Genomic DNA, 24,665 nt, shown 5'->3' with positions numbered 1-24,665 from the left:
CTTAATTGTTATTGTTGCTGTCCGAAGCGCGGTGAGTATCTGCCTCGGTAATGTTGACCACAGGGATAGTATTTAGCTGCCATTTCCAGCTCTCTGGAGTGGCTGTAAGCGGGATCATCTCAATACAATCCGTTGGACATGGTGCAACACATAAATCACAGCCAGTACATTCATCCTTGATCACCGTATGCAGGGCCTTGGTGCCGCCGACGATCGCATCCACTGGGCATGCTTGAATACACTTAGTACAGCCGATGCACATGTCTTCATGAATGAAGGCCACGGTTTTGACTTTGCCCTCTAAATCATGAGCCGACTCTTGAGCCTCAACGCCCATCAGATCGGCCAGCTTTTCTATGGTTGCTTGGCCACCAGGAGGGCATTTATTGATGCTGTCGCCATTGGCGATCGCTTCTGCGTAAGGTCGACAACCAGGGTAGCCACATTGACCACATTGAGTTTGCGGCAAAATGGCATCGATTTGATCGACGATGGGGTCAGCTTCGACTTTAAAACGGATCGAAGCGAAACCAAGAATGGCGCCAAACAGCGCCGCCAAAATGGCGATCGCGATAACCGCGATTAAAATGGTACTCATGCTATCTTACCAACCCGGTGAAACCGAGAAATGCCAGAGACATCAAACCTGCGGTGATCATGGCAATCGAAGCGCCTTTGAAAGGAACAGGCACGTCGGCAGCATTAATGCGCTCACGCATAGCAGCAAAGAGGATCAACACCAGCGAAAAGCCCACTGCGGCACCAAAACCGTAAATGATCGATTGGATGAAAGTGTGGTTTTCATTGATATTGAGCAGCGCAACGCCAAGTACAGCACAGTTGGTGGTAATCAATGGCAGGAAGATACCCAACAGACGATAGAGGGTTGGGCTGGTTTTATGTACCACCATTTCGGTGAACTGTACCACCACCGCAATCACGAGAATAAAACTCATGGTTCTGAGGTATTCAATCGCAAGCGGGCGGAGAATGTAGCTTTCCACCAAATAGGCACAGACAGAAGCCAGAGTGAGGACAAACGTAGTCGCAAGCCCCATGCCGATGGCTGTTTCCAGCTTTTTCGACACCCCCATAAATGGACACAGGCCCAAAAACTTCACCAGTACAAAGTTGTTTACCAACACAGTGCCAATCAACAACAACAGATATTCGGTCATAGTTATAAGGTTCTTCAATTCCGATCCCGGTATTATCGTGCTTTGTTACGTCAATAACAACCAATGAAAGCTAAGGTTTTTGTATAGCTGGCTGAAATTTATACGTTATGCAATCGCTCGGACAAGCAGAGCCGAGAAACGTCGCCGTGGATGGCAAGGAAAGCCGTTGGCAACGCTATCAAATAGTGGAATGAAGTCGGTCGTGTGTTTTGAATGAAATTGGCTAACGCGATCTGTTTTTGGCACTTGATAATTCATTTGGCCCGTTAGCCCAATCTCGAGGTGAAATGTACTTATGCCGCTTTTTGGTACAAACACAAAAAGGCCGTCACTGCGCGCTCCGTGGAAAGACGAAGCTGTTCTGATGACGGTTGTTCGATCGCGCCTAACACGTAAGGTTCATGATATTCCGAGTAGAGCAGCGCTTTAAACTGCATGGCGGCTACCCAAGGATCACAAGGCACCAATACCCCACGTTCAGTTTGTAATGAAAGATAATTTTTCATCCGGGCCCAGCCTCGCTTTGGACCATTTTCATAGAAATGTTTACCAATGTCTGAGCGCTCTGCATCATGAATTGCCATGCGATAAATCGAGATGACTTCAGGACGCAGAACCGATTTTAGAAAATTGTAACCAAATTCTAATAGTGCGCTGCGGATGTCGCTATTTTGCTCAAGTGCGAGGAATGAATTGGAAATTTGTGATGCAGCACATTGCTCCATAACGGCAGAAAAGATCTCTTCTTTTGAGCAGAAATAGTTGTAAAGCGTCGCTTTTGAGCCGCCCAGTTGCTTCGATATATGTGACATGGAAGTCTGTTCAAATCCTTGTTTAGTAAAGGATTCTTTGGCTATATCCAAAATGGCTTGGCGCTTTTCATCGCTTTTAACTCGCATCTTTCTTACCAATTCCAACCGAAAAAATGGGGTTAAGTTTCTCTTGACGGTTTCCTGATGTCAAGAGTATAACTGTACAGTACGGTTTAGTTATTTACTCAAGACGTTCAATTTGACTGCTGCCTAACGAAAACGGCGCAACTGGTGTGCGCCGTTCTCATTTCCCCTTGATTTCCGGATGAAGCCAATCTTCAAAGGCTCCATCGTGCATTTTTGACGAAGGTTTACTATATGACATCTCCAACCAAAGAAGAGACAGGCCAAGATTTTGATGCCGCACGCGCTGCTCAATCGCGCAAAAAGGGATTCCTCGCTTTAGCTGCCGCCGTGGCCATCGCGGCGGGCGGCTATACAGCCTATTGGCACTTTGTCGGATCTCATTTTGTAACCACAGACAACGCATACACCGCCGCTGAAGTGGCAGAAGTGACGCCTGCAGTCGGCGGCATTGTCGCTAACGTAAACGTCGTGGATACCCAATATGTCAATCAGGGGGATGTCTTGGTGCAAATTGATGATACCGATGCCCGTTTAGCACTGCGCCAAGCGGAGGCGGATCTGGCTTTAGCCATCCGTCGTGTGCGTAGCTATCTGGCAAACGATGAAGGGCTGACCGCGTTAGTCGAAGCGCAAGAAGCGAATGAGCAACGAGCGCAGGCACAGCTCAATGCTGCTAAAGCCGATTTTGAGCGTGCCCAAATTGATTTGAGCCGCAGAGAAGATCTGCTGCGCTCTGGTTCGGTATCGAAAGAGGAGTTGACCAACGCGAAAACACAATTTGCTCAAGCTAAGGCGAATCTCAATGCGGCCAAAGCCGCCATGGCACAAGCGCAAGCGAATAAGTTATCCAGCATCGGCTCGCAGAAAGCCAATGCAGCATTGACAGACAACACTACGCTGGAAAATAACCCGGAAGTGTTGCTAGCCAAAGCGCGCTATGAGCAAGCGAAAATTGACTTGGAGCGTACCGTGATCCGTGCGCCAATCAGTGGTGTCATTGCCAAGCGCCAGGTACAGACTGGTCGCCGTGTGCAAGTTGGCGTGCCGCTGATGAGTGTGGTTCCCCTGCATAACATTTATGTCGATGCCAATTTTAAAGAGGTGGAGCTGCGCGATGTCAAAGTGGGCCAAGAAGTCACTCTAAAAGCTGATCTGTACGGCGATGATGTACTTTATCACGGTGTCATTGCGGGATTTTCTGGCGGTACAGGCGCAGCGTTCTCCATGATCCCGGCACAAAATGCGACCGGTAACTGGATTAAAGTGGTGCAACGCTTGCCTGTGCGCATCGAACTCGATCCTAAAGATTTGCAAGCACATCCATTGCAAGTCGGTTTATCGATGGAAGTGACGGTCGATACCACCGCCGATACTCACGGGCAAACCTTAGTCAACTATCGCGCAATTAAACTGGCCAACCAAGGTTAAGGAGGCGACATGAGTCATTCCTCCGACCAAGCGATCCAGCCCCTATCGGGAGGGGCACTTTTTATCGGCGCGCTCTGCTTGGCGATGGCCAATTTTCTTGCCATTCTCGATACCACCATAGCGAACGTTTCGGTTTCCAATATCGCAGGTAGCCTCGGTACGTCGACCAGTCAGGGCACTTACGTGATTACCTCATATGCGGTCGCTGAGGCGATATCCGTGCCATTAACTGGCTGGCTCGCGTCGCGTTTTGGATCAATTCGCGTATTTGTCACTTGCTTTATCTTATTTGGTGTATTTTCGCTGCTCTGCGGTATGGCGGACAGCATGAGCACATTGGTGATGTTTCGTGTTTTTCTTGGCTTCGCGGGTGGCCCTCTGATGCCTCTATCGCAAACCTTGATGATTCGCATCTTTCCCAAGCACAAGAGTCACGCGGCGATAGGCATTTGGAGTATGACCACCTTGATTGCGCCGATCATGGGGCCAATACTCGGTGGCTATTTGTGCGACCAATACAGCTGGCCTTACATCTTCATGGTGAAAATGCCGTTTGCCATCATTGCAGGCTTGCTATGCTGGAAACTGCTGCAGAGATTTGAAACCAAGACGGCGAAAGTAAAAATAGACAAAGTGGGTCTGCTGCTGCTGGTTGTTTGGGTGGCTGCACTGCAATTGATGCTGGATGAAGGTAAAGATCACGACTGGTTTGAATCGTCGCGAATTGTCTTTTTGGCGGTAGTGGCGGTGATTGGTTTTATCGCGTTTCTAATATGGGAACTGACCGAAAAGAACCCCGTGGTGGATCTCAAAGTCTTTCGCCATCGAGGCTACAGTATGAGTATGGTGACGCTCTCTTTGGCCTTTGGTGCTTTCTTTAGCATCTCTGTGTTGACGCCGCTTTGGCTACAAATCTACATGGGCTATACCGCCACCATCTCCGGTTTTGCGACAGCGAAAATGGGCATTTTAGCGGTGTTTTTAGCGCCGATTGTTGCCAACTTGGCGTCAAAATATGATCCTCGGCCGTTCGTTTTTACCGGAGTGATGTGGCTTGGGTTGTGGACCTTATATCGCAGTTTTGGTTCGGTTGAGATGACTTTCGCCCAGATCAGTTGGCCGCTGTTTTTTCAAGGTATCGGCATGCCGCTGTTTTTTGTGCCGCTCACTGCGATTGCCTTGGGAAGTGTCAAACCGCATGAAATGGAATCTGCGGCAGGATTAATGAATTTTATCCGAACCTTATCCGGCGCGTTTGCCACATCGATGATCAATACCTCGTGGGAGCATGAAACGCGGTATGTTCATGCGGAGTTGGCAGGCTTAACCGATCGCAGTGGTGTGGCGTTAGAAGCAATGCAAAATGGCGGAATGAGTGCTGAGCAAGCACGCTCTAGCATGGATTGGATGCTGCAAGGGCAAAGTGTCATGATCGCGACTAACCAACTGTTTATGGTGATTGCGTGTATCTTTGCGTTGGCCGCTTGCATGATATGGTTAGCACCTAAGCCCAAACGAGGCGTCGATACCTCGTCGGTACACTGATTCGTCGGTTTCACAAACAAAAAAGCCACATCGCAAGATGTGGCTTTTTTATGAATTTGGCTCCTCCTGCTGGGCTCGAACCAGCGACCTGCGGATTAACAGTCCGTCGCTCTACCGACTGAGCTAAGGAGGAAAGGTCGTGCTAAAAAGCGGGGCAAATGGTACCGATCGGGTGATAGCCTGTCAATAGCTATTCATGTCTGAGACACACATTTTTGCTTAAAAAAAAACTTTACTTTTCTGTATGCCTTACGGTTCAAAGGCTGAGTTTACTTATCCACCAAAGTTGTGGATAAGTGTGTGAGTTAAACTTGAGCAAATAGATTGAGTGGATAATTTAGGTATTAAACTCTAGAAATTAATGACGAATTACTAATGCTAATTTAATGATTTCTATCGAATAATCCAAAAATATGACACGGATCCAAGGTGTGATCGAAATGGTTTGCGGGTCGCGGAAAAGTAAGAAAACAGGCAAAAACGCTCTATTCTGGGGAAAACTTGTGGAAGAATATTTTGCTGTTAAAGCCAGTCAAGCCGCAAAATGGGCGAGGATAATATCAAGTCATTGTCAGGAAATCCAGAAAAAACTCTGTGCGATTTTGCCTGAATGCGGATCAGGCAAAATCGACAAACGTTTGTCGCACTGTCATTCTCTGCAGATGATGTGTATATTTATACAGCTTTGAATCGCAGCCATCAGAAACGGGGAAGATATGAGCAAAGTATTTGATTTAGTTTCGGAATATGCACCATCCGGAGACCAACCAAGTGCAATTAAGCAATTGGTCGAAGGATTAGATTTCGGTTTGGCCCACCAAACTTTATTGGGTGTGACGGGATCAGGCAAAACCTTTACTCTAGCGAATGTCATAGCGCAAGCACAGCGACCCGCGATCCTGTTGGCCCCCAACAAGACCTTAGCGGCTCAGTTGTACGGTGAAATGAAAGCCTTTTTCCCCAACAACGCCGTTGAGTATTTTGTTTCATACTACGATTACTATCAGCCCGAAGCGTATGTGCCCACCACTGACACCTTTATCGAGAAAGATGCCTCCGTCAACGCACATATTGAGCAGATGCGCTTGTCGGCCACCAAAGCGCTGCTGGAGCGAAAAGACGCGATTATTGTCGCTTCGGTTTCTGCGATTTATGGTTTGGGCGATCCTGAAGCGTATTTGCAGATGATGCTGCATATTCGTCGTGGCGACGTGATGAATCAACGCGATATCTTACGCCGATTGGCTGAACTGCAATACAGTCGCAACGACATTGCCTTCGAGCGAGGGCAGTTTAGAGTTCGTGGCGAAGTGATTGATATTTTCCCCGCCGAGTCCGATCAAGATGCGGTACGAGTGGAAATGTTTGACGATGAAATTGATTGCATTAGCATTTTTGATCCCTTGACGGGCGTGATTAAACAGCGTGATATTCCTCGCTTTACGGTTTACCCCAAAACGCACTACGTGACGCCGCGTGATCGCATTCTCGAAGCGATTGAGAATATCAAGAAAGAGTTACTTCAGCGTCAAACCTATTTGCGAGAAAACAATAAATTACTGGAAGATCAGCGTATTACCCAACGCACTCAATTTGATATTGAGATGATGCTCGAGCTGGGCTTCTGCTCGGGTATCGAAAACTACTCTCGTTATCTTAGTGGACGTTCAGAAGGCGAGCCGCCACCAACCTTGTTTGATTACCTCCCGCACGATGGTTTGCTGATCATCGATGAATCGCACGTGACCGTTCCACAAATCGGCGCCATGTATAAAGGTGACCGTTCGCGTAAAGAGACCTTGGTAGAATATGGTTTTCGTCTGCCTTCAGCGTTGGATAACCGCCCGCTCAAGTTTGATGAGTTTGAAGCCTTGGCGCCACAGACTATCTTTGTGTCGGCCACACCCGGCAACTACGAGTTGGAAAAATCGGCGGGTGAAATCGCTGATCAGGTTGTGCGCCCGACAGGATTATTGGATCCAGTCTTGGAAGTGCGCCCAGTGGCGACTCAGGTCGATGATCTGCTTTCGGAGATTCGCCTGCGCGCCGTGAAAGACGAACGGGTGCTGGTGACCACGCTAACCAAACGCATGGCGGAAGATTTGACCGAATATCTGCATGAACACGATGTCAAAGTACGCTATTTGCACTCGGACATTGATACGGTTGAGCGGGTTGAGATCATCCGCGACTTGCGTCTGGGTGAGTTTGACGTGCTTGTAGGGATCAACTTATTGCGCGAGGGGCTCGACATGCCTGAGGTGTCGCTGGTGGCGATTCTGGATGCCGATAAAGAAGGTTTCTTACGCTCTGAACGCTCTCTCATTCAAACCATTGGTCGCGCAGCGCGTAACTTAAATGGTAAAGCCATCCTGTACGCGGACAACATCACCAAATCAATGCAAAAAGCGATGGACGAAACCAACCGCCGTCGAGAGAAGCAGCAGGCTTACAACGAGAAAATGGGCATCCAGCCGCAAGCGCTAAAACGCAATATCAAAGATATTATGGAGCTGGGCGATATTGCCAAGAGCCGCAAGCAGAAGAGCAGCAAAATGGTACCTCTGTCTAAAGTGGCTGAGCCTTCTCAGACTTACGACATCTTGTCTCCGCAGCAACTTGAGAAAGAGATCAGCAAATTGGAAGCTCAAATGTACAAGCATGCACGTGATCTGGAATTTGAGTTGGCCGCAGAGAAGCGCGACCAAATTGAAAAGTTGCGCCAGCAATTCATCGCCAATAGCTAGGAGCAACTTGCAATATCAGACGCAAAAAAAAGCCAACAGCGTTTTCACTATTGGCTACAGTTGCGAACACGAAGTTCACTAACAACGTCAGTTGGCTAGGTGACCTAAAAGGTCAGTTAGCCACTGCATCCTTTATGCCAATCTTTGTGGCTCTCATTGCTTGAATTTCGAACATATTTTCGAAAAATTACCTTTTGTAATTTGCAAAATGCATCGCGCAATGCGATTATTGTTCGAAACACAAATAAAAATTGGCTAGAGTATGCAACACACTACTGATGCGCCGCGCTCGCGTTACCTTCTCATGGTGGAAGATACTGCGTCTGTTGCGGCTTTATACCGATCCTATCTAACGCCATTGGGTATCGACATTAATATTGTCGGTACTGGACGCGATGCGATTGAAAGTCTCAAACACCGAATTCCGGATCTGATCCTGCTTGATTTAAGGTTACCTGATATGACCGGGATGGATGTACTGCACGCAGTGAAAGCCAGTCATCCCGATGTCCCGATTATCTTTATGACCGCGCACGGTTCGATAGATACTGCAGTCGAGGCGATGCGACATGGTTCACAAGACTTTTTGATTAAACCTTGTGAAGCAGATCGCTTGCGGGTCACGGTCAATAACGCCATTCGTAAAGCCAGCAAACTGAAAAATGAAGCCGACAGCCCGGCGAATCAGAACTACCAAGGTTTCATTGGTAGTAGCCAGAAAATGCAGCAGGTTTACCGCACCATAGATTCAGCGGCAAGCAGCAAAGCGAGTATTTTCATCACCGGAGAAAGTGGTACGGGGAAAGAAGTCTGTGCAGAGGCCATTCACGCCGCGAGTCGTCGTGGCGACAAGCCTTTCATCGCGATCAACTGTGCGGCGATTCCCAAAGATTTGATTGAAAGTGAGCTGTTTGGCCACGTAAAAGGTGCTTTTACCGGCGCAGCGACGGATCGGCAAGGGGCGGCAGAATTAGCCGATGGCGGTACTTTGTTTCTTGATGAGCTGTGCGAAATGGATTTGGATTTGCAAACCAAGTTGTTGCGCTTTATCCAAACAGGCACGTTCCAGAAAGTCGGCTCGTCAAAAATGAAAAGTGTCGATGTGCGTTTTGTTTGTGCCACCAACCGCGATCCTTGGAAAGAAGTTCAAGAAGGGCGTTTTCGTGAGGACTTGTACTACCGCTTGTATGTGATCCCACTGCATCTTCCTCCGCTGCGAGAGCGGGGAGAGGATGTGATAGAAATCGCCTACTCTTTACTGGGTTACATGTCTCATGAAGAGGGCAAAAACTTTGTACGTTTCTCTCCACAGGTACTTGAGCGATTCAATGAGTACGAATGGCCTGGCAATGTGCGACAGCTCCAAAACGTGCTGCGCAACATAGTAGTACTAAACAATGGTAAGGAAATTACCTTGGAGATGTTGCCACCGCCGTTAAACCAACCATTGGCTCGCAGTGAAAATCGCCTATTCAAAGAGTTAGAGCCGGTTTCTGTAACAGATATCTACCCGTTATGGATGACAGAAAAAATGGCGATTGAGCAGGCGATCAAAGCGTGTGATGGCAATATTCCACGTGCTGCAGGTTACTTGGACGTTAGTCCATCGACTATCTATCGCAAACTCCAAACTTGGAACAGTAAAGAAGAGATCAGGGCCCGTGATGGAATTACTGAATAAACAGAAAATCGCTTCGCTTGGTGAAGAGATTGGTCCGGAGAATGTGCCTGTATTGCTAGGTATTTTTCTCAACGAACTTGAGACCTACCTCGGGGTACTGTCGGATGCCACTTACAATGACAAAATCACTTACCTCAAAGAGATCAGTCATGCATTAAAAAGCAGCGCCGCCAGCTTTGGTGCCGATGTTCTATGCGACTTTGCCCTCAATTTGGACGGACGAGCGAAACAAAACGACGCGTTTGACGAAGTGAACGATGTGTTGGCAATGATTGATGTGTTACATCAAACTCAGCACGCGTATCAGCGATGGTAAATCGAGGCGTTCTAAGCGCCTAGTATAAGAATCGAAAACGGCCCTAGATGGGCCGTTTGTGTATCACAGATTAAGTTTGGATCAGTTGCTGTTCTATGGCTAAACGCAGTTTGTTGCGATCATGCCGCCAATCGTGGTTGGCAGAGGCAAGAGATTGGGTCGCGAAATGCCAATGTTGTTTTAAATCAGGATGTTCAGTATCGCCAAGAATGACATCAATTTTCCGTCCTTGACAAGCACGCTCACACCATTCCAACTTCTGTTTGAGATCCATTCTTCCTGCTGGGCCATATTCTGGGCTTAGGTTAGCTACAAAAATCAGCTTCGCCTTGCTGTTACGTGCGATCGCTTTACCCAGCTCAGGCAAAAGTAAAGGTGGCATAATACTGGTCAAAAAGCTGCCCGGGCCGAGAATAATCGCATCCGCTTGTTCAAGGGCAATGACGGCTTCCTTCGTCGCGGGCACTTTGGGGGAAAGATCTAAGCGTTTTAAATCGGCCGTCATTTCATCCACGCTGGTTTCCCCAGTAACCCATTTTCCCTCCACCGACAGGGCGGTAAGATCAGACGGGTGCTCAGACATGGGGAGAATATTGACCGCGACTTTGAGCATATCACGCACAAGATTGATGGCGTCCAAAGGCCGAACGGATAAGTTGTCTAATGCCGTGAGCATCAGATTCCCTAAGTTGTGCCCATCAAGCTCGCCACTGCCTTTAAAACGGTATTCAAACATCATGGAACTGATCGATGGTTCGGTGATGAGCTGGTTAATGCAGTTACGTGTATCGCCCCAAGCAATGCCACCTTGGCAGTGGCGAATGCGCCCAGTAGAGCCGCCGTTATCTGTGGTCGCGACAATGCCTGTCGCGTTGCCACCAAAGTCTTTAAGAGCTGCCAAAACTCTTCCTAAGCCATGGCCGCCACCCACTGCGACGACCTTTTTGGAAGTGTATACGTTCATTCAATTCTTCTTATTTTTTGTCATAACCAACTACAATTTAGAGTATTCGATTCATATCAGATACTCATTAAGTAGTAAATTGTGTATTTAGTGATGTTTTTATTGGCTAGAGCTAGATTCCACCATAAATATTAAGTATTTTATCTGGCAAAGCTACCCTTATCTTTCTAGAACAAGGGTGCCATAACTCCGAGCTTAACTTGCTAAGTCGTGTTTTACGATAAGCAGATTAAGCCAGTGGCAAAAGGCCACAAGGGCGACATTGGAAATGATCTCGCCTCCCGTATTTGGAAAGGTGTTCCGTGGCGCAACAATTTGAAGATACATTTCATCGCAAGTTCTATTACCTGCGTTTGTCGGTGACTGACGTCTGTAATTTTAAGTGCACTTACTGCTTACCTAACGGCTATCAGCCGCACGGGCAAGCGCCTTCGTCTTTTTTATCTGTCCCAGAGATCCGCCGGCTGGTGGCTGCGTTTGCCTCTTGCGGCACGAACAAAGTGCGCATTACTGGTGGTGAGCCTAGTCTGCGTAAAGACTTTTTACCCATCATTGAGAGCATTGCTTCAACCCCGGGCATCGAAAAAGTGGCGATGACCACAAATGGCTATCGGCTTGAGAAGCAGGTAGCGCAGTGGAAAGCGGCAGGGCTGACTCACATCAATGTCAGCGTCGATAGTCTTGATGCGCGGATGTTCCAGCAAATTACCGGTGAGAACAAATTTGCTCAAGTGATGTCAGGCATCGACCGTGCATTTGATGTCGGTTATGAGCAAGTCAAAGTCAACGTGGTGTTGATGAAAGGGCTGAATTTACGCGAGTTTCCGGCTTTTCTGCGCTGGATAAAAGATCGCCCCATTCAATTACGTTTGATCGAACTAATGCAAACCGGTGAGATGGACCAACTCTTCAACCAGCATCATGTTTCTGGTGCTGTGATCCGCACTCAACTACTCAACGAAGGCTGGCTACCGAAAGTAAGAGCTGCCAATGATGGCCCTGCACAGGTTTTTGCCCATCCAGATTATCGGGGTGAAATTGGTCTGATCATGCCCTACGAAAAAGATTTTTGCACCAGTTGCAATCGCTTGAGAGTATCGGCGAAAGGTAAATTGCATCTGTGTTTGTTTGGTGAACAAGGAGTCGATCTGCGTGATCTCTTACACCGTGACGAGCAACGTGACGAGCTGATCACTCGCATTGCAGGCGGATTGAAAAATAAAGCCGTCAGCCACTTTCTCCAACAAGGAAACACCGGTGCAACGCCGCATTTGGCTTCTATCGGTGGATAACACCAAACTTCTCGAACTCACCGCCTAAACGGTGAGCAGACAACTGATTAAATGATATGACAAGGTGAACAAAAATGGGTCACGCTGAAAGTAAATTCCAACCAGCAAACATTGCGGTATTGACCGTTTCAGACACACGTAGCGAAGAAAATGACACTTCTGGTGCGTATCTGGTGGAGAGCGCCAAGGAAGCCGGACATCACATAGTCGATAAGAAAATTGTCATCGACGATATGTATAAGATCCGCGCCATCGTATCTCAGTGGATTGCCGATGAGAGCGTACAGGCCGTGCTTATTACTGGCGGAACGGGCTTTACTTCGCGTGATAGCACGCCTGAGGCGCTCAAGCCATTGTTTGATAAAGAAGTAGAAGGCTTTGGTGAGCTATTCCGTCAAGTATCGTATGAAGAGATCGGTACCTCGACGATTCAGTCTCGCGCGATTGCAGGTTTTGCCAATCATACAGTGATTTTTGCCATGCCGGGTTCAACGGGCGCGTGTCGCACGGGCTGGAGCAAAATTATCAAGCAACAATTGGATGCCAGCCATCGTCCGTGCAACTTTATGCCTCACCTGAGTGTATAGAGGAAAGAGTATGAGTCAATTAACCCATATCAATGCCTCGGGCGAAGCCAACATGGTGGATGTGTCGGCTAAAGCTGAAACGGTGCGTGAGGCTAGGGCAGAAGCCTGGGTTCACATGGCGCCAGAAACGCTGCAACTTATTCTTTCCGGCCAACATCATAAAGGTGATGTTTTCGCGACGGCGCGCATTGCCGGTATCCAAGCGGCAAAAAAAACTTGGGATTTAATTCCACTTTGCCACCCTTTGTTGCTGACAAAAGTCGAAGTACAGATCGAAGCCATTGACACGGAAAATAAAGTCCGTATTGAATCGGTATGCAAATTGGCGGGCAAGACAGGCGTTGAAATGGAAGCGTTGACTGCGGCTTCTGTTGCGGCTCTCACCATCTACGATATGTGTAAAGCGGTACAGAAAGACATTGTCATTGGCCACATTCGGCTGTTGGAAAAAACTGGCGGCAAATCAGGGCACTTTAAGGTGGGCGTATGATCAAAGTTCTCTTTTTCGCTCAAACCCGGGAGTTGGTAGGCACGGATGGTGTTGAGCTGCAAGAGCCGTTTGCGAATGTCGAAGCGATTCGAGCTCATCTCGCCTCACAAGCCGGAAAGTGGGCGCTTGCATTGGAAAGCGATAAGCTGCTGGCGGCCGTCAATCAAACTATTGTGCCATTAGATACCGAGGTCAAAGACGGTGATGAGGTGGCATTTTTTCCACCCGTGACAGGAGGTTAGCCTTGGATTCGCGTGTTTCTGTTCAGTTAGAGGACTTCGATCTCGCTACAGAATATGCCCAGTTAGCGCAGGGGAGCGCCGCCGGGGCTGTGGTCACTTTTGTTGGCAAAGTGCGTGATATGAATCTCGGCGACAAAGTGATTGGCTTGTCACTCGAGCATTATCCCGGCATGACGGAAAAGTCTCTGAGTGAGATTTGCGATCAAGCGCAAACACGTTGGCCACTATTAAGCGTTCGCGTGATTCACCGAGTTGGTGACCTAGCACTTGGCGATCAAATTGTCCTAGTCGGCGTGTCCAGCGCGCACCGTAGTGCGGCATTTGAGGCGTGCGAATTTATTATGGACTTCCTCAAGACCAAAGCGCCTTTTTGGAAGAAAGAGATAACCACCGATCAAACGCGCTGGGTGGAATCTCGAGAATCGGACAACAAAGCAGCGCAGCGTTGGCACTCTTCACTATAAATAACAGACAATGAAAAAAGCGATGGTTTATCCCATCGCTTTTTTGTATCACGATCACTGTCAGTAATAACATGATCTTAAGTTAACTTTTGTATCTGTGTTGAATCGGTGACATTGTTCACAAGACCATCTTTTCTGACAAAATAATCGCCACAATTCGTTAGACGCCATATGTCATAAATGTTAATTTTTAACAACATATCTAGCACAAGATGCTGATGTGGAGTGGATTTTTAGATTTATCGACACTTACATTTGCGAGTTTTGGTTAGCTGGTCAAGAAACTTCTGCTGAAAACTAAAGCTGTAGTATAAGGTGCTAATATTGTGCGGTTTCCTAAGGATTATTACGTTTTTTGCTACATTTTTATGGCAAATTACTTTGATGATTGCTAATGTGTGCCGCAATCTTTGCGAGTATTTAGCTATTTTTGCTGAAAAAACAAGCTAAAAATTCCTAAATCACTGGCCGTTCTGGTGTATTGCAAAGAAGTCATGGATGCAAATGAAAAACTTGGAGTTTATGCATGTATAAGAACAAAATCACTCAAGCCCTTCTTCTAGGCGCTGGTTTGGCAATGGCTGCCACTTCTACACTTTCCCTCGCTGCTGACGTTCCAGCAGGCACTAAACTAGCAGCAAAACAGGAACTGGTCCGTGGTAACGGTACAGAAGTTGCGACGATCGACCCGCACAAATCACAAGGTGTGCCTGAGTCTCATGTTATCCGCGATCTATTAGAAGGACTTGTTAACCAGGACGCAGACGGTAAGACAATCCCTGGTGTAGCAACAAGCTGGGAAACGACGGACAACAAAACGTTTACTTTCCACCTACGTAAAGACGCCAAATGGTCTAATGGCGATCCAGTCACGGCACAAGATTTTGTGTACAGCTGGCAGCGGGCCGTTGATCCAGCAACCGCGTCTCCATACTCTTGGTACATGGAATACACCAAGATGGTTAACGCAAAAGATATCGTTGCGGGTAAAAAAGACAAATCAACACTGGGCGTAAAAGCGCTCGATGATCACACCTTGGTGATTGAGCTGGAAACGGCCGTACCTTACTTCGTGATGATGACTGGTCACACCACCATGAAACCGGTTCATAAAGCGACAGTAGAAAAATTTGGCGATCAATGGACGAAACCAGAACACTTCGTTGGTAACGGCGCGTACGTTGTTGATAAATGGGTAGTGAACGAGCGTTTAGAAATGGTTCGTAACCAATACTACTGGGACAATGCGAAAACGGTGATCAACAAAGTCACTTTCTTACCGATCGAAAATGCGGTAGCGGAAATGAACCGTTTCTTGTCTGGTGAAATTGATTTCACGTCGACACTGCCAACTGAACATTTTAAGCGTTTGCAGAAAGAGTACCCAGAATCTGTGTCTGTTGAAGGTAGCCTGTGTACTTACTACTACTCTTTTAACACTAAGAAAGCGCCATTTGATGATGTCCGTGTACGTAAAGCGATCTCTTACGCGATCGATCGTGACATCGTATCAAACGCTATCCTTGGTCAAGGTCAAAAACCAGCGTATTTCCTGACGCCAGAAATCACCGCAGACTTCAACCCTGAACTGCCAGCATACGGCAAGATGACTCAGAAAGAGCGTAACGCAGAAGCAGCACGCCTGCTTGAAGAAGCGGGTTACGGTAAAGGGAATCCACTGAAGTTTACGTTGCTGTACAACACCAACGAGAACCACAAGAAGATTGCAGTAGCACTGGGCTCTATGTGGAAGAAAACACTAGGTTTGGATGTAAACCTAGAGAACCAAGAGTGGAAAACTTATCTATCAACAAAAGATCAGGGTGATTTTGAAGTAGCACGTGCTGGTTGGTGTGGTGACTACAATGAAGCCTCTTCATTCTTGACTCTAATGGTGAGCGCGAACACGACTGGCGGTCAGCACTGGGGTAACAAAGAGTACGATGCTCTGATTGACAAAGCACTCAAGTCTACTTCTGAAGCAGAGCGTTCAAGCTTGTACCTTGAAGCGGAAAATCTGATGGCGAAGGAAATGCCAATTGCTCCAATCTATCAATATGTTCGCTCACGTCTACTGAACCCACGTGTTGGTGGCTTCCCATCAAACAACGCAGAAGAGAAGATCTACTCTAAAGATCTTTACATCATCGCGAAGTAATTAACTAAGCTGATAACTATAAAAAATCCAGGCACTGCATGTGGTTGCACCACATGCAGGGTCTATTTACATTTAAACTGTCACAGACTGAAAGAGTGAGTTTATGCTTAAATTCATCATTAAAAGGATATTTGAGGCGATCCCAACTATGTTGGTTTTGATCACCGTATCTTTCTTTCTCATGCGTTTCGCACCCGGTAACCCGTTTTCAAGCGAGAAACCACTTCCACCGGAAGTTATGGCGAACATTGAAGCAAAATATGGCCTAGATAAGCCAGTATTTGAACAATACACCACTTATCTGTTTAACGTAGTGCAGGGGGATTTTGGTCCTTCATTCAAATACCTAGATTACTCGGTAAACGAGCTGATCTCGGTTGCTCTGCCAGTTTCAGCCAAAGTGGGCTTTATTGCATTTATCTTTACGGTCATTGTTGGGGTGACGATAGGTACAATTGCTGCACTCAAACATAACACTTGGGTCGACTATACCATCATGTCTACAGCGATGATTGGTGTAGTAATGCCTTCGTTTGTTTTGGCCCCCGCACTTATCTACTTGTTTTCGCTGCATTGGGATATTTTCCCTGCCGGTGGTTGGCACGATGGTGGACTGATGTACATCGTATTGCCTGTGATCGGCATGTCGTTATTGTACGTGGCGACATTTGCGCGTATTACGCGCGGCTCTATGATCGAAACACTAAACAGTAACTTCATCCGTACTGCTCGTGCGAAGGGTCTAAGTTATCGTTACATCATTATCAAGCATGCTTTGAAACCAGCCATGCTGCCTGTGGTCTCCTACATGGGGCCGGCATTCGTTGGTATCATTACTGGCTCTGTGGTCATTGAAACCATTTTTGGTTTGCCGGGTATCGGTAAACTATTCGTTAACGCTGCGTTTAACCGCGATTATTCATTGGTTATGGGCGTGACGATTCTGATCGGTTTCTTGTTTATTCTGTTCAACGCCATTGTGGATATTCTGCTGGCGGTGATTGATCCGAAAATTCGCTACTAACAGGGAAGTTTGAAGTTATGTTGACGAAAAAAGAGCATCTTGAAGCGATCGAAAAGTTTTCTGAGAATTTGGAAATCGAAGGTCGCAGCTTATGGCAAGACGCCCGCATCCGCTTTATGCGCAATAAAGCGGCGATGGTGAGCCTATTTATTCTGATGGTGATGACTCTGGCAGTGATCGTCCTGCCAATACTTGCGCCATTTACATTTGACGATACCGACTGGTATGCGATGCACGTTGGTCCAAACGCAGAGCACTGGTTTGGTACAGATAGTCTTGGTCGCGATCTTTATGTCCGTACTTTGATCGGCGGGCGTATCTCACTGATGGTTGGTGTGCTAGGGGCGCTGGTGGCTGTACTGATCGGCACACTTTATGGCGCGGCATCGGGTTTTATTGGCGGCCGTACCGACCGTATCATGATGCGTATTCTGGAAATCCTTTACGCTGTGCCATTCATGTTTCTTGTCATCGTGTTGGTGACCTTCTTTGGCCGCAACATTATCCTTATATTTGTGGCGATAGGTGCGATTGCTTGGCTTGATATGGCGCGTATTGTACGTGGTCAGACACTGAGCTTGCGTAGCAAAGAGTTTATTGAAGCTGCACACGTATGTGGTGTCAGCAAATGGAAAATCATCACACGTCATATCGTACCAAACGTACTCGGCATCGTAGCGGTTTACTCCACTTTGCTGATCCCAAGTATGATTCTGACGGAATCCTTCCTTTCATTCCTTGGTCTTGGTGTTCAAGAGCCGATGACGAGTTGGGGCGCTCTTCTACAAGAAGGCTCACAGACAATGGAAGTTGCAATCTGGCAATTAGCTTTCCCTGCGTTGTTCATGGTCGTAACCCTGTTCTGTTTCAACTACGTCGGTGACGGTCTGCGCGACGCGCTGGATCCAAAAGACAGATAAGTAGAATAAAAGATTAAGGAAGCAATGATGAACTTATTAGATGTCAAAGATCTGCGCGTCGAATTTACCACGCAAGATGGTATCGTCACCGCAGTAAACGATTTAAATTTCTCGTTAAACCAAGGTGAAACCTTAGGTATCGTCGGTGAGTCTGGTTCGGGTAAATCCCAGACGGTATTCGCCATCATGGGCTTATTGGCGAAAAACGGTAAAATTTCAGGTAGTGCTAAGTTTGAGGGCAAAGAGATCCTTAACTTGCCTGAAAAGAAACTGAACAAAGTGCGTGCAGAACAGATCGCGATGATCTTCCAAGATCCAATGACGTCGCTTAACCCGTACATGAAGGTGAGCGATCAGTTGATGGAAGTGCTTATGCTGCACAAAGGCATGAGTAAAGCGCAAGCGTTCGAAGAATCTGTGCGTATGTTGGAAGCGGTAAAAATTCCCGAAGCGCGTAAGCGTATCACCATGTACCCGCATGAGTTCTCAGGTGGTATGCGCCAGCGTGTGATGATCGCGATGGCGCTGCTGTGTCGTCCGAAATTGCTGATCGCCGACGAACCAACGACCGCATTGGATGTGACCGTTCAGGCGCAGATCATGGATCTGCTCAATGAGCTTAAACGCGAGTTCAACACTGCGATTATCATGATTACTCATGATTTGGGCGTCGTTGCTGGCTCTTGTGACAAAGTGCTGGTGATGTACGCGGGACGTACCATGGAATATGGCACGGTTGATGAAATTTTCTATCAACCGACCCATCCGTACGCCGAAGGTCTTTTGAAAGCGATTCCTCGTCTCGATACCGAAGGCGAGATCTTACCAACTATTCCGGGCAATCCGCCCAACTTGTTGCGTTTGCCTCCAGGTTGTCCATATCAAGAACGCTGTCATCGCGTGATGGATCACTGTAAACGCGAAGCGCCAATTCTGACACCATTCGGTGAAGGTCGTCAGCGCGCCTGTTTTTCTGATTGGGAGGCTTGGACAAAATGAGTGCACAAGAGAAAAAGATACTGCTCGACGTTAAAAATCTGAAGGTTCATTTCAGCATCGCGTCTAAATCCGCTTGGCCTTGGAGCAAGCCTGCAAATCTGAAAGCGGTTGACGGTGTTAACATCCGTCTTTACGAAGGGGAAACGCTTGGCGTAGTAGGCGAGTCTGGTTGTGGTAAGTCTACCTTTGCTCGTGCCATTATCGGTCTTGTTCAAGCGACCGAAGGCGAAGTCGTTTGGCTTGGCCAAGATGTGACCAAGATGAAAGAGGTTCAGCGCCGCGAAACACGTAAAGACATGCAGATGATTTTCCAAGATCCATTGGCATCGCTTAACCCGCGTATGACGGTTGGTGACATCATCGCAGAGCCTTTAGAAACCTTCTACCCGCAGCTTTCTAAGCAAGATGTGAAAGATCGTGTGAAAGAGATGATGGCGAAAGTGGGCCTATTGCCTAACGTAATAAACCGTTATCCGCACGAGTTTTCTGGCGGTCAGTGCCAGCGTATTGGTATTGCTCGCGCGTTGATCTTGAACCCGAAAATGATCATCTGTGATGAACCTGTTTCTGCATTGGATGTGTCGATCCAAGCTCAGGTTGTCAACCTATTGAAAGAGCTGCAAAAAGAGCTTGGTCTCTCTTTGGTGTTTATTGCGCACGATTTGTCGGTGGTGAAACACATTTCTGATCGCGTATTGGTGATGTACCTCGGTAATGCTGTTGAGCTAGGTAAATCAGAAGCCTTGTTTGCCGATCCGAAACACCCATACACACGAGCGCTGATGTCAGCGGTGCCGATCCCTGATCCAAAGATTGAACGCAGTAAAACCATCCAGATGTTGGAAGGTGATTTGCCTTCGCCAATCAATCCACCATCAGGCTGTGTCTTCCGCACGCGTTGCCCACAGGCAACGGAAGCGTGTGCCAAAACCAGACCAACTATTCAAGGTACAGACACTCACGCGGTTTCGTGCCTGCACGTTGAAATCTAAGCCATTCAGCCTGTGACGGGCTTAAGCGCGGTATCGTGATGATCCGCGCTTTTTTTGTCTCTATTTTTGCCTCTCTGTGGCGCTTCAAATTACACTTCTGTACTTGTTCGAAATTTCTGAATATCACTAGCAATCACCACTTGTTAAGAAAAATGCCAGCCTGTTTATACTGAGAAAAACACGAGGAGGCACGAAAATGGGCAAGCTGATCAACGGTGAATGGCACGATGTTTGGTACGAAACGCAGCAAAATCAGGGCAAATTTGTCCGTGAAGAGGCCGGATTTCGCCATTGGATAGAAAATCGCGAAGCAGCAACATTTCAACCTGAATCTGGGCGTTATCATCTTTATGTGTCTCTGGCGTGCCCTTGGGCGCATCGTACCTTGATTTTTCGCCATCTTAAGGAGTTAGAAAGCCATATTGATGTCACGATTGTCTGCCCTGATATGCTCAGTGAAGGCTGGAAAATGGGATTGCCTGAGCCGCTATTTGGTCATACGCGTTTGCACCAAATTTACACTCAGGCGCAGAAAGACTACACCGGAAGAGTCACGGTACCTGTTTTGTGGGACAAAAAGACCCACACTATCGTCAGTAACGAATCGTCTGAAATCATTCGTATGTTCAACTCAGAATTTAACCAACTGACGGGTAATACGGAAGATTACTATCCGCTTGCGCTTCGTGATGTGATTGAAGAGTGGAATGCGTTTATCTACCCAAATATCAACAATGGTGTCTATCGTTGCGGATTCGCCACCACACAAGAAGCCTACGAAGAGGCATATGAAGCGCTCTTTGCAGCTTTAGACAAAGTGGAAGCACATTTGGCGACTCATCGTTATTTAGCTGGTCGTCACTTAACTGAGGCTGACTGGCGTCTGTTTACCACCTTGATTCGCTTCGATGCTGTGTATGTTGGCCATTTTAAGTGCAATAAAAAGCGCATTGCCGATTCCCCCAATTTGAATGGCTACCTAAAAGAGCTCTATCAGATCGAAGGCATTGCTGAAACGACGGATTTCTACCATATCAAACGTCATTACTATTTCAGCCATACGACCATTAATCCAAGCCAAGTGGTGCCTGTTGGTCCAGATTTGGATCTGAACTCGCCTCACGGACGTGAGCACCTGTAATGAAAAATGAGTCGTCTTTTGTGTCACAACCTTTGTCATGTCACACTCCATATTGGTGAATCAACTAAACTGAATTTAAAGGGGATTTTCCCATAAAGGAGGTGGAATGGACGTCAGTGGGTTGGTTAATGAGCAAGGCGTTTGGCATCTATTGATTGCGCTGTTACTCGGCGCAATCATCGGCACTCAGCGTGGCTGGGTGATGCGCAACAGTGCAGAAGGGAGCCGAGTAGCGGGCATTCGCACTTTCTCTCTGGTTGGCCTGTTTGGCGGCTTAACCGCTTTACTTGCCGCCCACACATCAGCAATCATCCTTGGCTTTGCATTAATCGCTTTAGTGGTACTCTCTTGCATCGCTTTTGTCATGCAACAGAAAAGCAGTCAGGATATCAGCATTACTGGCGTTGTCGCCTTGTTGATCACTTTTGTCATTGGTAGTTTGGCCGTCAGCGGACAACCTGTGGCGGCGGCCGCATCGGCGGTGATTACCGCGGTGGTGCTCGACAACAAACGCGAGCTTCATCAAGCTTTACAGCGTTTGCAAGAGTACGAGCTTGATGCCGCGCTGCGGCTGATGATGATCTCAGTGGTATTGCTGCCGTTGCTGCCCAATCAACCTTATGGGCCTTGGAATGCGCTCAATCCCTATGAGATCTGGTGGATGGTGGTGTTGATTGCCAGCATCTCTTTTGTTGGTTATTTTGCCATTAAAATCGGTGGTGCTAAGCGCGGGATCTTGTTCACCTCAGTTTTTGCGGGGTTGAGCTCGTCAACCGCCTTAACGCTGCAATTTTCTCATCTCTCCCGCGAACAGCCTGTGATTAGCCCATTGCTTGCCACCGGGATATTACTCAGTTGTGGCACCATGTTTCCTCGACTTTTGGTGGTGCTTTCGGTGCTTAATCCTCAATTGGTGGTTCACTTGTGGCCAGTTGCATTGGCGATGATGCTCATGCTCTACCTTCCCGCTTGGTGGATTTGGCGTTTTAGCGATACAGAATTTTCAGAGCAGCCCGGCAGGCAGAAGAACCCGCTTGCACTGCAATCGGCGCTGTTTTTTGGTGTGATCTTGGCCATCATTATACTGCTTTCTCATGCGCTCGCAGACTGGTTCGGCAATGCTGGAACGTTGATTTTAGCCGCGCTTTCTGGCCTTACTGATGTCGATGCGATTTCGCTCGCGCTCGGCCGACAGAGTGTATCGGGGCTAAATGTGACTACTGCGGCGTTGGGTATTTTTATCGCCGCTTCGGTAAACACCTTAGTCAAAATGGGTATGGTGTTGGCGATAGGTGACAAGCGCTTGTGGAGGCGATTGGTTCCCGTGATGCTTGCCAGCGTTGCAGTCGGCGGGGCGGTGTTCTTCTTACTGCACAGCGGGTCGTTGGCTTGAAAATAAAAAGCCCTCGACTTAGCGAGGGCTTGAACTTTACAGTGACAATTACTTCTGCTCTTGGCTTGACTGAATGGCCGTTAGAGCGATGGTGTAGACGATATCGTCTACAAGCGCACCACGAGACAAGTCATTTACTGGCTTGCGCATACCTTGCAGCATTGGACCGATAGAAACTAGGTCTGCGCTGCGTTGTACCGCTTTGTAAGTCGTGTTGCCTGTGTTTAGATCAGGGAAGACGAATACGGTTGCTTTACCCGCAACTGGAGAGTTTGGTGCTTTAGAAGCGGCCACGTTTTCCATAATTGCTGCGTCGTATTGCAGTGGACCGTCGATGATCAGATCAGGGCGTTTCTCTTGTGCAATGCGTGTTGCTTCGCGCACTTTGTCAACGTCAGCGCCTTTGCCTGATTCACCGGTTGAGTAAGAGATCATGGCTACTCGTGGTTCAATGCCGAACGCTGCGGCAGAATCTGCTGACTGGATAGCAATCTCTGCCAACTGCTCTGCGGTTGGATCTGGGTTGATCGCACAGTCACCGTAAACCAGTACTTGATCAGGCAAAAGCATGAAGAATACTGATGATACGATCGACGCATTTGGTGCTGTCTTGATGATCTGGAACGGAGGAACGATGGTGTTCGCAGTCGTATGGACCGCACCCGAAACCAGACCGTCAACTTCATCGGCTTCGAGCATCATGGTGCCAAGGAACACAGAGTCTTGCAGTTTTTCGCGCGCAACTACTTCGGTCATGCCTTTCGCGCCACGCAGCTCAACTAGGCGAGCAACGTAGTTTTCACGAATCGCATCTGCGTCGATGATTTGCACGCCAGCACCAAGTTCAACGCCTTGCTGAGCGGCAACACGTTTGATCTCTTCAGGGTTACCAAGCAGGACACATTCTGCGATACCGCGCTCGGCACAGATAGCCGCCGCTTTGACGGTACGTGGCTCATCACCTTCTGGAAGCACGATACGTTTACCCGCTTTACGTGCCAGTTCAGTCAACTGATAACGGAACGCTGGTGGGCTCAGACGGCGTGATTTCTGCGTGCCTTCGGTCATGGATTCGATCCAGTTGCCGTCAATGTGGCTTGCAACGTGGTCGTTGATGAATTCAATACGCTCTTTGTCGTCTGCTGGTACTTCTAAGCTAAAGCTTTGCAGGTTCAAAGAGGTCTGCCAAGTGTTGCCTTGTGCTTTGAAGATAGGTAGGCCGGTTTCAAACGCTGGCTTACACAAACCTTCGATTTCAGCCGGAATATCGTAACCACCAGTCAGAAGCACGGCGCCAATTTCCACACCGTTCATTGCGGCAAGCGATGCTGCAACGATAACGTCTGGACGGTCCGCAGAGGTCACCAACAGCGAACCCGGTTTAAAGTGCTCAATCATGTGCGGCAGAGAGCGTGCACAGAAGGTGATGCTTTTGATACGGCGAGTCTTGATGTCACCTTGATTGATGATCTCGGCCTTCAGGTGCTTAGCCATGTCGATGGCGCGAGTAGCAATTAGATTGATGCTCCAAGGCACACAACCCAGAACGCGGATTGGACTTGAGTTGAAGATCTGCATCACTTCAAGCTGGTTCTGTTTTGCGCTGTCGGCGTCGTCAAAGATTTCCGACAAGTCAGGGCGAGTACGGCCCGCTTCGTCAACAGGGGCGTTTAGCTTGTTGATGATCACGCCAGAAATGTTCTTGTTTTTTGTGCCGCCGAAGTTTGAGCAAGCCACTTCAATGCGCTCTTTCAACTGCGATGGGTTGTCTGTGCCTGGGGTGGCAACCAACACAATTTCCGCGCCCAGTGTAGCGGCGATTTCTGCGTTCACTTGGTTGGCGAATGGATGCTTACGTGTTGGAACCAAACCTTCGATCAGCGTAACATCCGCATCTTTATTGATCTGGTTGTAACGCTCTACAACGGTCTCAAGCAGCTCGCCCATGTTATCGTTGCCGATCAAGTTTTCAGCCACTGACATCTGCATTGGCTCGCCAATTTTCATGTCACTATTGACTGCAACGATGGTGCTAGTTAGATCGGGCTGATCACCGCCACTGCGTGGCTGAGCGATAGGTTTGTAAAAAGAAACTTTAACGCCCTTGCGCTCCATAGCGCGTAGGACACCCATGCTGACGCTGGTTAAACCAACACCGGCACTGGCTGGGATAAGCATAATAGTACGGGACATCAGACAAAGTAC

The 24,665-nt window shown here is 48.0% G+C and carries 22 protein-coding genes, 1 tRNA gene and 1 riboswitch; of the genes, 17 read left to right on the top strand and 6 right to left on the bottom strand.

The window, feature by feature from the left end; all coding sequences use genetic code 11:
* Position 1: 1 nt before the first annotated feature.
* The 3 genes from rsxB to EA26_RS15840 form a co-directional block, all read right to left on the bottom strand.
* Positions 2–598 (bottom strand): electron transport complex subunit RsxB, encoded by a 597-nt coding sequence (gene rsxB, locus EA26_RS15850; RefSeq protein ID WP_039429930.1) that lies wholly within the window; start codon positions 596–598, stop codon positions 2–4.
* Between the two features lies 1 nt (position 599).
* Entirely contained in the window at positions 600–1,178 is a 579-nt protein-coding gene (gene rsxA, locus EA26_RS15845) for an electron transport complex subunit RsxA (protein WP_039429927.1), read from the bottom strand.
* Positions 1,179–1,471: 293 nt separating this feature from the next.
* Positions 1,472–2,077, bottom strand: coding sequence for a TetR/AcrR family transcriptional regulator (locus EA26_RS15840; protein WP_039429926.1), 606 nt, complete (start codon positions 2,075–2,077; stop codon positions 1,472–1,474).
* 231 nt (positions 2,078–2,308) lie between these two features.
* Between EA26_RS15840 and EA26_RS15835 the strand changes: the two genes are divergently transcribed.
* Together EA26_RS15835 and vceB are read left to right on the top strand one after the other, a co-directional pair.
* Positions 2,309–3,505: an HlyD family secretion protein gene (locus EA26_RS15835; protein ID WP_039429923.1), complete on the top strand. Its 1,197-nt coding sequence runs from the start codon at positions 2,309–2,311 to the stop codon at positions 3,503–3,505.
* Positions 3,506–3,514: 9 nt separating this feature from the next.
* Entirely contained in the window at positions 3,515–5,050 is a 1,536-nt protein-coding gene (gene vceB, locus EA26_RS15830) for a multidrug efflux MFS transporter permease subunit VceB (protein ID WP_039429920.1), read from the top strand.
* 57 nt (positions 5,051–5,107) lie between these two features.
* Here vceB and EA26_RS15825 read toward each other — a convergent pair.
* A tRNA-Asn gene (locus tag EA26_RS15825) sits at positions 5,108–5,183 on the bottom strand.
* Positions 5,184–5,766: 583 nt separating this feature from the next.
* Here EA26_RS15825 and uvrB point away from each other — a divergent pair.
* From uvrB to luxU, 3 genes are all read left to right on the top strand, one after another.
* Positions 5,767–7,797: an excinuclease ABC subunit UvrB gene (uvrB, locus tag EA26_RS15815; protein ID WP_039429915.1), complete on the top strand. Its 2,031-nt coding sequence runs from the start codon at positions 5,767–5,769 to the stop codon at positions 7,795–7,797.
* Between the two features lie 262 nt (positions 7,798–8,059).
* Entirely contained in the window at positions 8,060–9,478 is a 1,419-nt protein-coding gene (gene luxO, locus EA26_RS15810; protein WP_039429913.1) for a quorum-sensing sigma-54 dependent transcriptional regulator LuxO, read from the top strand.
* Positions 9,462–9,794, top strand: a complete 333-nt coding sequence (gene luxU, locus EA26_RS15805) for a quorum-sensing phosphorelay protein LuxU (RefSeq protein ID WP_039429910.1) — start codon at positions 9,462–9,464, stop codon at positions 9,792–9,794. Before luxO ends, luxU begins: the two co-directional genes overlap by 17 nt.
* A 70-nt stretch (positions 9,795–9,864) precedes the next feature.
* Here the strand turns inward: luxU and EA26_RS15800 are convergent, their stop codons facing one another.
* On the bottom strand, positions 9,865–10,758 hold the full coding sequence (locus EA26_RS15800) for a YvcK family protein (protein ID WP_039429908.1): 894 nt from the start codon (positions 10,756–10,758) through the stop codon (positions 9,865–9,867).
* A gap of 175 nt (positions 10,759–10,933) precedes the next feature.
* A riboswitch (molybdenum cofactor riboswitch) is annotated at positions 10,934–11,072 on the top strand.
* Between EA26_RS15800 and moaA the strand changes: the two genes are divergently transcribed.
* The 12 genes from moaA (at position 11,061) to EA26_RS15740 (ending at position 22,460) form a co-directional block, all read left to right on the top strand.
* Positions 11,061–12,050 (top strand): GTP 3',8-cyclase MoaA, encoded by a 990-nt coding sequence (gene moaA, locus EA26_RS15795; protein WP_039429905.1) that lies wholly within the window; start codon positions 11,061–11,063, stop codon positions 12,048–12,050. Its footprint overlaps the riboswitch before it by 12 nt.
* Before the next feature lie 74 nt (positions 12,051–12,124).
* Positions 12,125–12,637 (top strand): molybdenum cofactor biosynthesis protein B, encoded by a 513-nt coding sequence (gene moaB, locus EA26_RS15790; RefSeq protein ID WP_039429902.1) that lies wholly within the window; start codon positions 12,125–12,127, stop codon positions 12,635–12,637.
* 10 nt (positions 12,638–12,647) lie between these two features.
* On the top strand, positions 12,648–13,127 hold the full coding sequence (moaC, locus tag EA26_RS15785; protein WP_039429900.1) for a cyclic pyranopterin monophosphate synthase MoaC: 480 nt from the start codon (positions 12,648–12,650) through the stop codon (positions 13,125–13,127).
* Positions 13,124–13,369 (top strand): molybdopterin synthase sulfur carrier subunit, encoded by a 246-nt coding sequence (gene moaD, locus EA26_RS15780; protein WP_039429897.1) that lies wholly within the window; start codon positions 13,124–13,126, stop codon positions 13,367–13,369. The genes moaC and moaD overlap by 4 nt, the downstream gene beginning before the upstream one ends.
* A gap of 2 nt (positions 13,370–13,371) precedes the next feature.
* A complete protein-coding gene (gene moaE / locus EA26_RS15775; protein ID WP_039429894.1) occupies positions 13,372–13,833 on the top strand; it encodes a molybdopterin synthase catalytic subunit MoaE in 462 nt (153 codons plus the stop codon).
* Positions 13,834–14,359: 526 nt separating this feature from the next.
* Entirely contained in the window at positions 14,360–15,991 is a 1,632-nt protein-coding gene (locus tag EA26_RS15770) for an ABC transporter substrate-binding protein (RefSeq protein WP_039429892.1), read from the top strand.
* A 103-nt stretch (positions 15,992–16,094) separates the two neighbouring features.
* Positions 16,095–17,015, top strand: a complete 921-nt coding sequence (gene oppB / locus EA26_RS15765; RefSeq protein ID WP_039429890.1) for an oligopeptide ABC transporter permease OppB — start codon at positions 16,095–16,097, stop codon at positions 17,013–17,015.
* Positions 17,016–17,032: 17 nt separating this feature from the next.
* A complete protein-coding gene (oppC, locus tag EA26_RS15760) occupies positions 17,033–17,935 on the top strand; it encodes an oligopeptide ABC transporter permease OppC (RefSeq protein ID WP_039429889.1) in 903 nt (300 codons plus the stop codon).
* A gap of 27 nt (positions 17,936–17,962) precedes the next feature.
* Positions 17,963–18,934: an ABC transporter ATP-binding protein gene (locus EA26_RS15755; RefSeq protein WP_039429886.1), complete on the top strand. Its 972-nt coding sequence runs from the start codon at positions 17,963–17,965 to the stop codon at positions 18,932–18,934.
* A complete protein-coding gene (oppF, locus tag EA26_RS15750) occupies positions 18,931–19,926 on the top strand; it encodes a murein tripeptide/oligopeptide ABC transporter ATP binding protein OppF (RefSeq protein WP_039429885.1) in 996 nt (331 codons plus the stop codon). Before EA26_RS15755 ends, oppF begins: the two co-directional genes overlap by 4 nt.
* Positions 19,927–20,122: 196 nt before the next feature.
* A complete protein-coding gene (locus EA26_RS15745; protein ID WP_039429882.1) occupies positions 20,123–21,067 on the top strand; it encodes a glutathione S-transferase family protein in 945 nt (314 codons plus the stop codon).
* 106 nt (positions 21,068–21,173) lie between these two features.
* Entirely contained in the window at positions 21,174–22,460 is a 1,287-nt protein-coding gene (locus EA26_RS15740; protein ID WP_039429880.1) for an MgtC/SapB family protein, read from the top strand.
* A gap of 48 nt (positions 22,461–22,508) precedes the next feature.
* Here EA26_RS15740 and pta read toward each other — a convergent pair whose 3' ends face one another.
* A complete protein-coding gene (gene pta / locus EA26_RS15735; RefSeq protein WP_039429878.1) occupies positions 22,509–24,653 on the bottom strand; it encodes a phosphate acetyltransferase in 2,145 nt (714 codons plus the stop codon).
* Positions 24,654–24,665: the final 12 nt, after the last annotated feature.

The sequence above is a fragment of the Vibrio navarrensis genome (assembly GCF_000764325.1).
GTDB classification, from domain to species: domain Bacteria; phylum Pseudomonadota; class Gammaproteobacteria; order Enterobacterales; family Vibrionaceae; genus Vibrio; species Vibrio navarrensis.
This window is presented reverse-complemented; position numbering and strand designations above follow the sequence as displayed.

Coding starts and splice junctions, on each gene's coding strand:
- EA26_RS15835 (WP_039429923.1), top strand. CDS start 2,309: ATGACATCTCCAACCAAAGAAGAGACAGGCCAAGATTTTGATGCCGCA.
- EA26_RS15745 (WP_039429882.1), top strand. CDS start 20,123: ATGGGCAAGCTGATCAACGGTGAATGGCACGATGTTTGGTACGAAACG.
- moaD (WP_039429897.1), top strand. CDS start 13,124: ATGATCAAAGTTCTCTTTTTCGCTCAAACCCGGGAGTTGGTAGGCACG.
- vceB (WP_039429920.1), top strand. CDS start 3,515: ATGAGTCATTCCTCCGACCAAGCGATCCAGCCCCTATCGGGAGGGGCA.
- EA26_RS15770 (WP_039429892.1), top strand. CDS start 14,360: ATGTATAAGAACAAAATCACTCAAGCCCTTCTTCTAGGCGCTGGTTTG.
- uvrB (WP_039429915.1), top strand. CDS start 5,767: ATGAGCAAAGTATTTGATTTAGTTTCGGAATATGCACCATCCGGAGAC.
- oppF (WP_039429885.1), top strand. CDS start 18,931: ATGAGTGCACAAGAGAAAAAGATACTGCTCGACGTTAAAAATCTGAAG.
- EA26_RS15740 (WP_039429880.1), top strand. CDS start 21,174: ATGGACGTCAGTGGGTTGGTTAATGAGCAAGGCGTTTGGCATCTATTG.
- rsxB (WP_039429930.1), bottom strand. CDS start 598: ATGAGTACCATTTTAATCGCGGTTATCGCGATCGCCATTTTGGCGGCG.
- moaC (WP_039429900.1), top strand. CDS start 12,648: ATGAGTCAATTAACCCATATCAATGCCTCGGGCGAAGCCAACATGGTG.
- rsxA (WP_039429927.1), bottom strand. CDS start 1,178: ATGACCGAATATCTGTTGTTGTTGATTGGCACTGTGTTGGTAAACAAC.
- luxO (WP_039429913.1), top strand. CDS start 8,060: ATGCAACACACTACTGATGCGCCGCGCTCGCGTTACCTTCTCATGGTG.
- EA26_RS15800 (WP_039429908.1), bottom strand. CDS start 10,758: ATGAACGTATACACTTCCAAAAAGGTCGTCGCAGTGGGTGGCGGCCAT.
- pta (WP_039429878.1), bottom strand. CDS start 24,653: ATGTCCCGTACTATTATGCTTATCCCAGCCAGTGCCGGTGTTGGTTTA.
- EA26_RS15755 (WP_039429886.1), top strand. CDS start 17,963: ATGAACTTATTAGATGTCAAAGATCTGCGCGTCGAATTTACCACGCAA.
- oppC (WP_039429889.1), top strand. CDS start 17,033: ATGTTGACGAAAAAAGAGCATCTTGAAGCGATCGAAAAGTTTTCTGAG.
- luxU (WP_039429910.1), top strand. CDS start 9,462: ATGGAATTACTGAATAAACAGAAAATCGCTTCGCTTGGTGAAGAGATT.
- moaB (WP_039429902.1), top strand. CDS start 12,125: ATGGGTCACGCTGAAAGTAAATTCCAACCAGCAAACATTGCGGTATTG.
- EA26_RS15840 (WP_039429926.1), bottom strand. CDS start 2,077: ATGCGAGTTAAAAGCGATGAAAAGCGCCAAGCCATTTTGGATATAGCC.
- oppB (WP_039429890.1), top strand. CDS start 16,095: ATGCTTAAATTCATCATTAAAAGGATATTTGAGGCGATCCCAACTATG.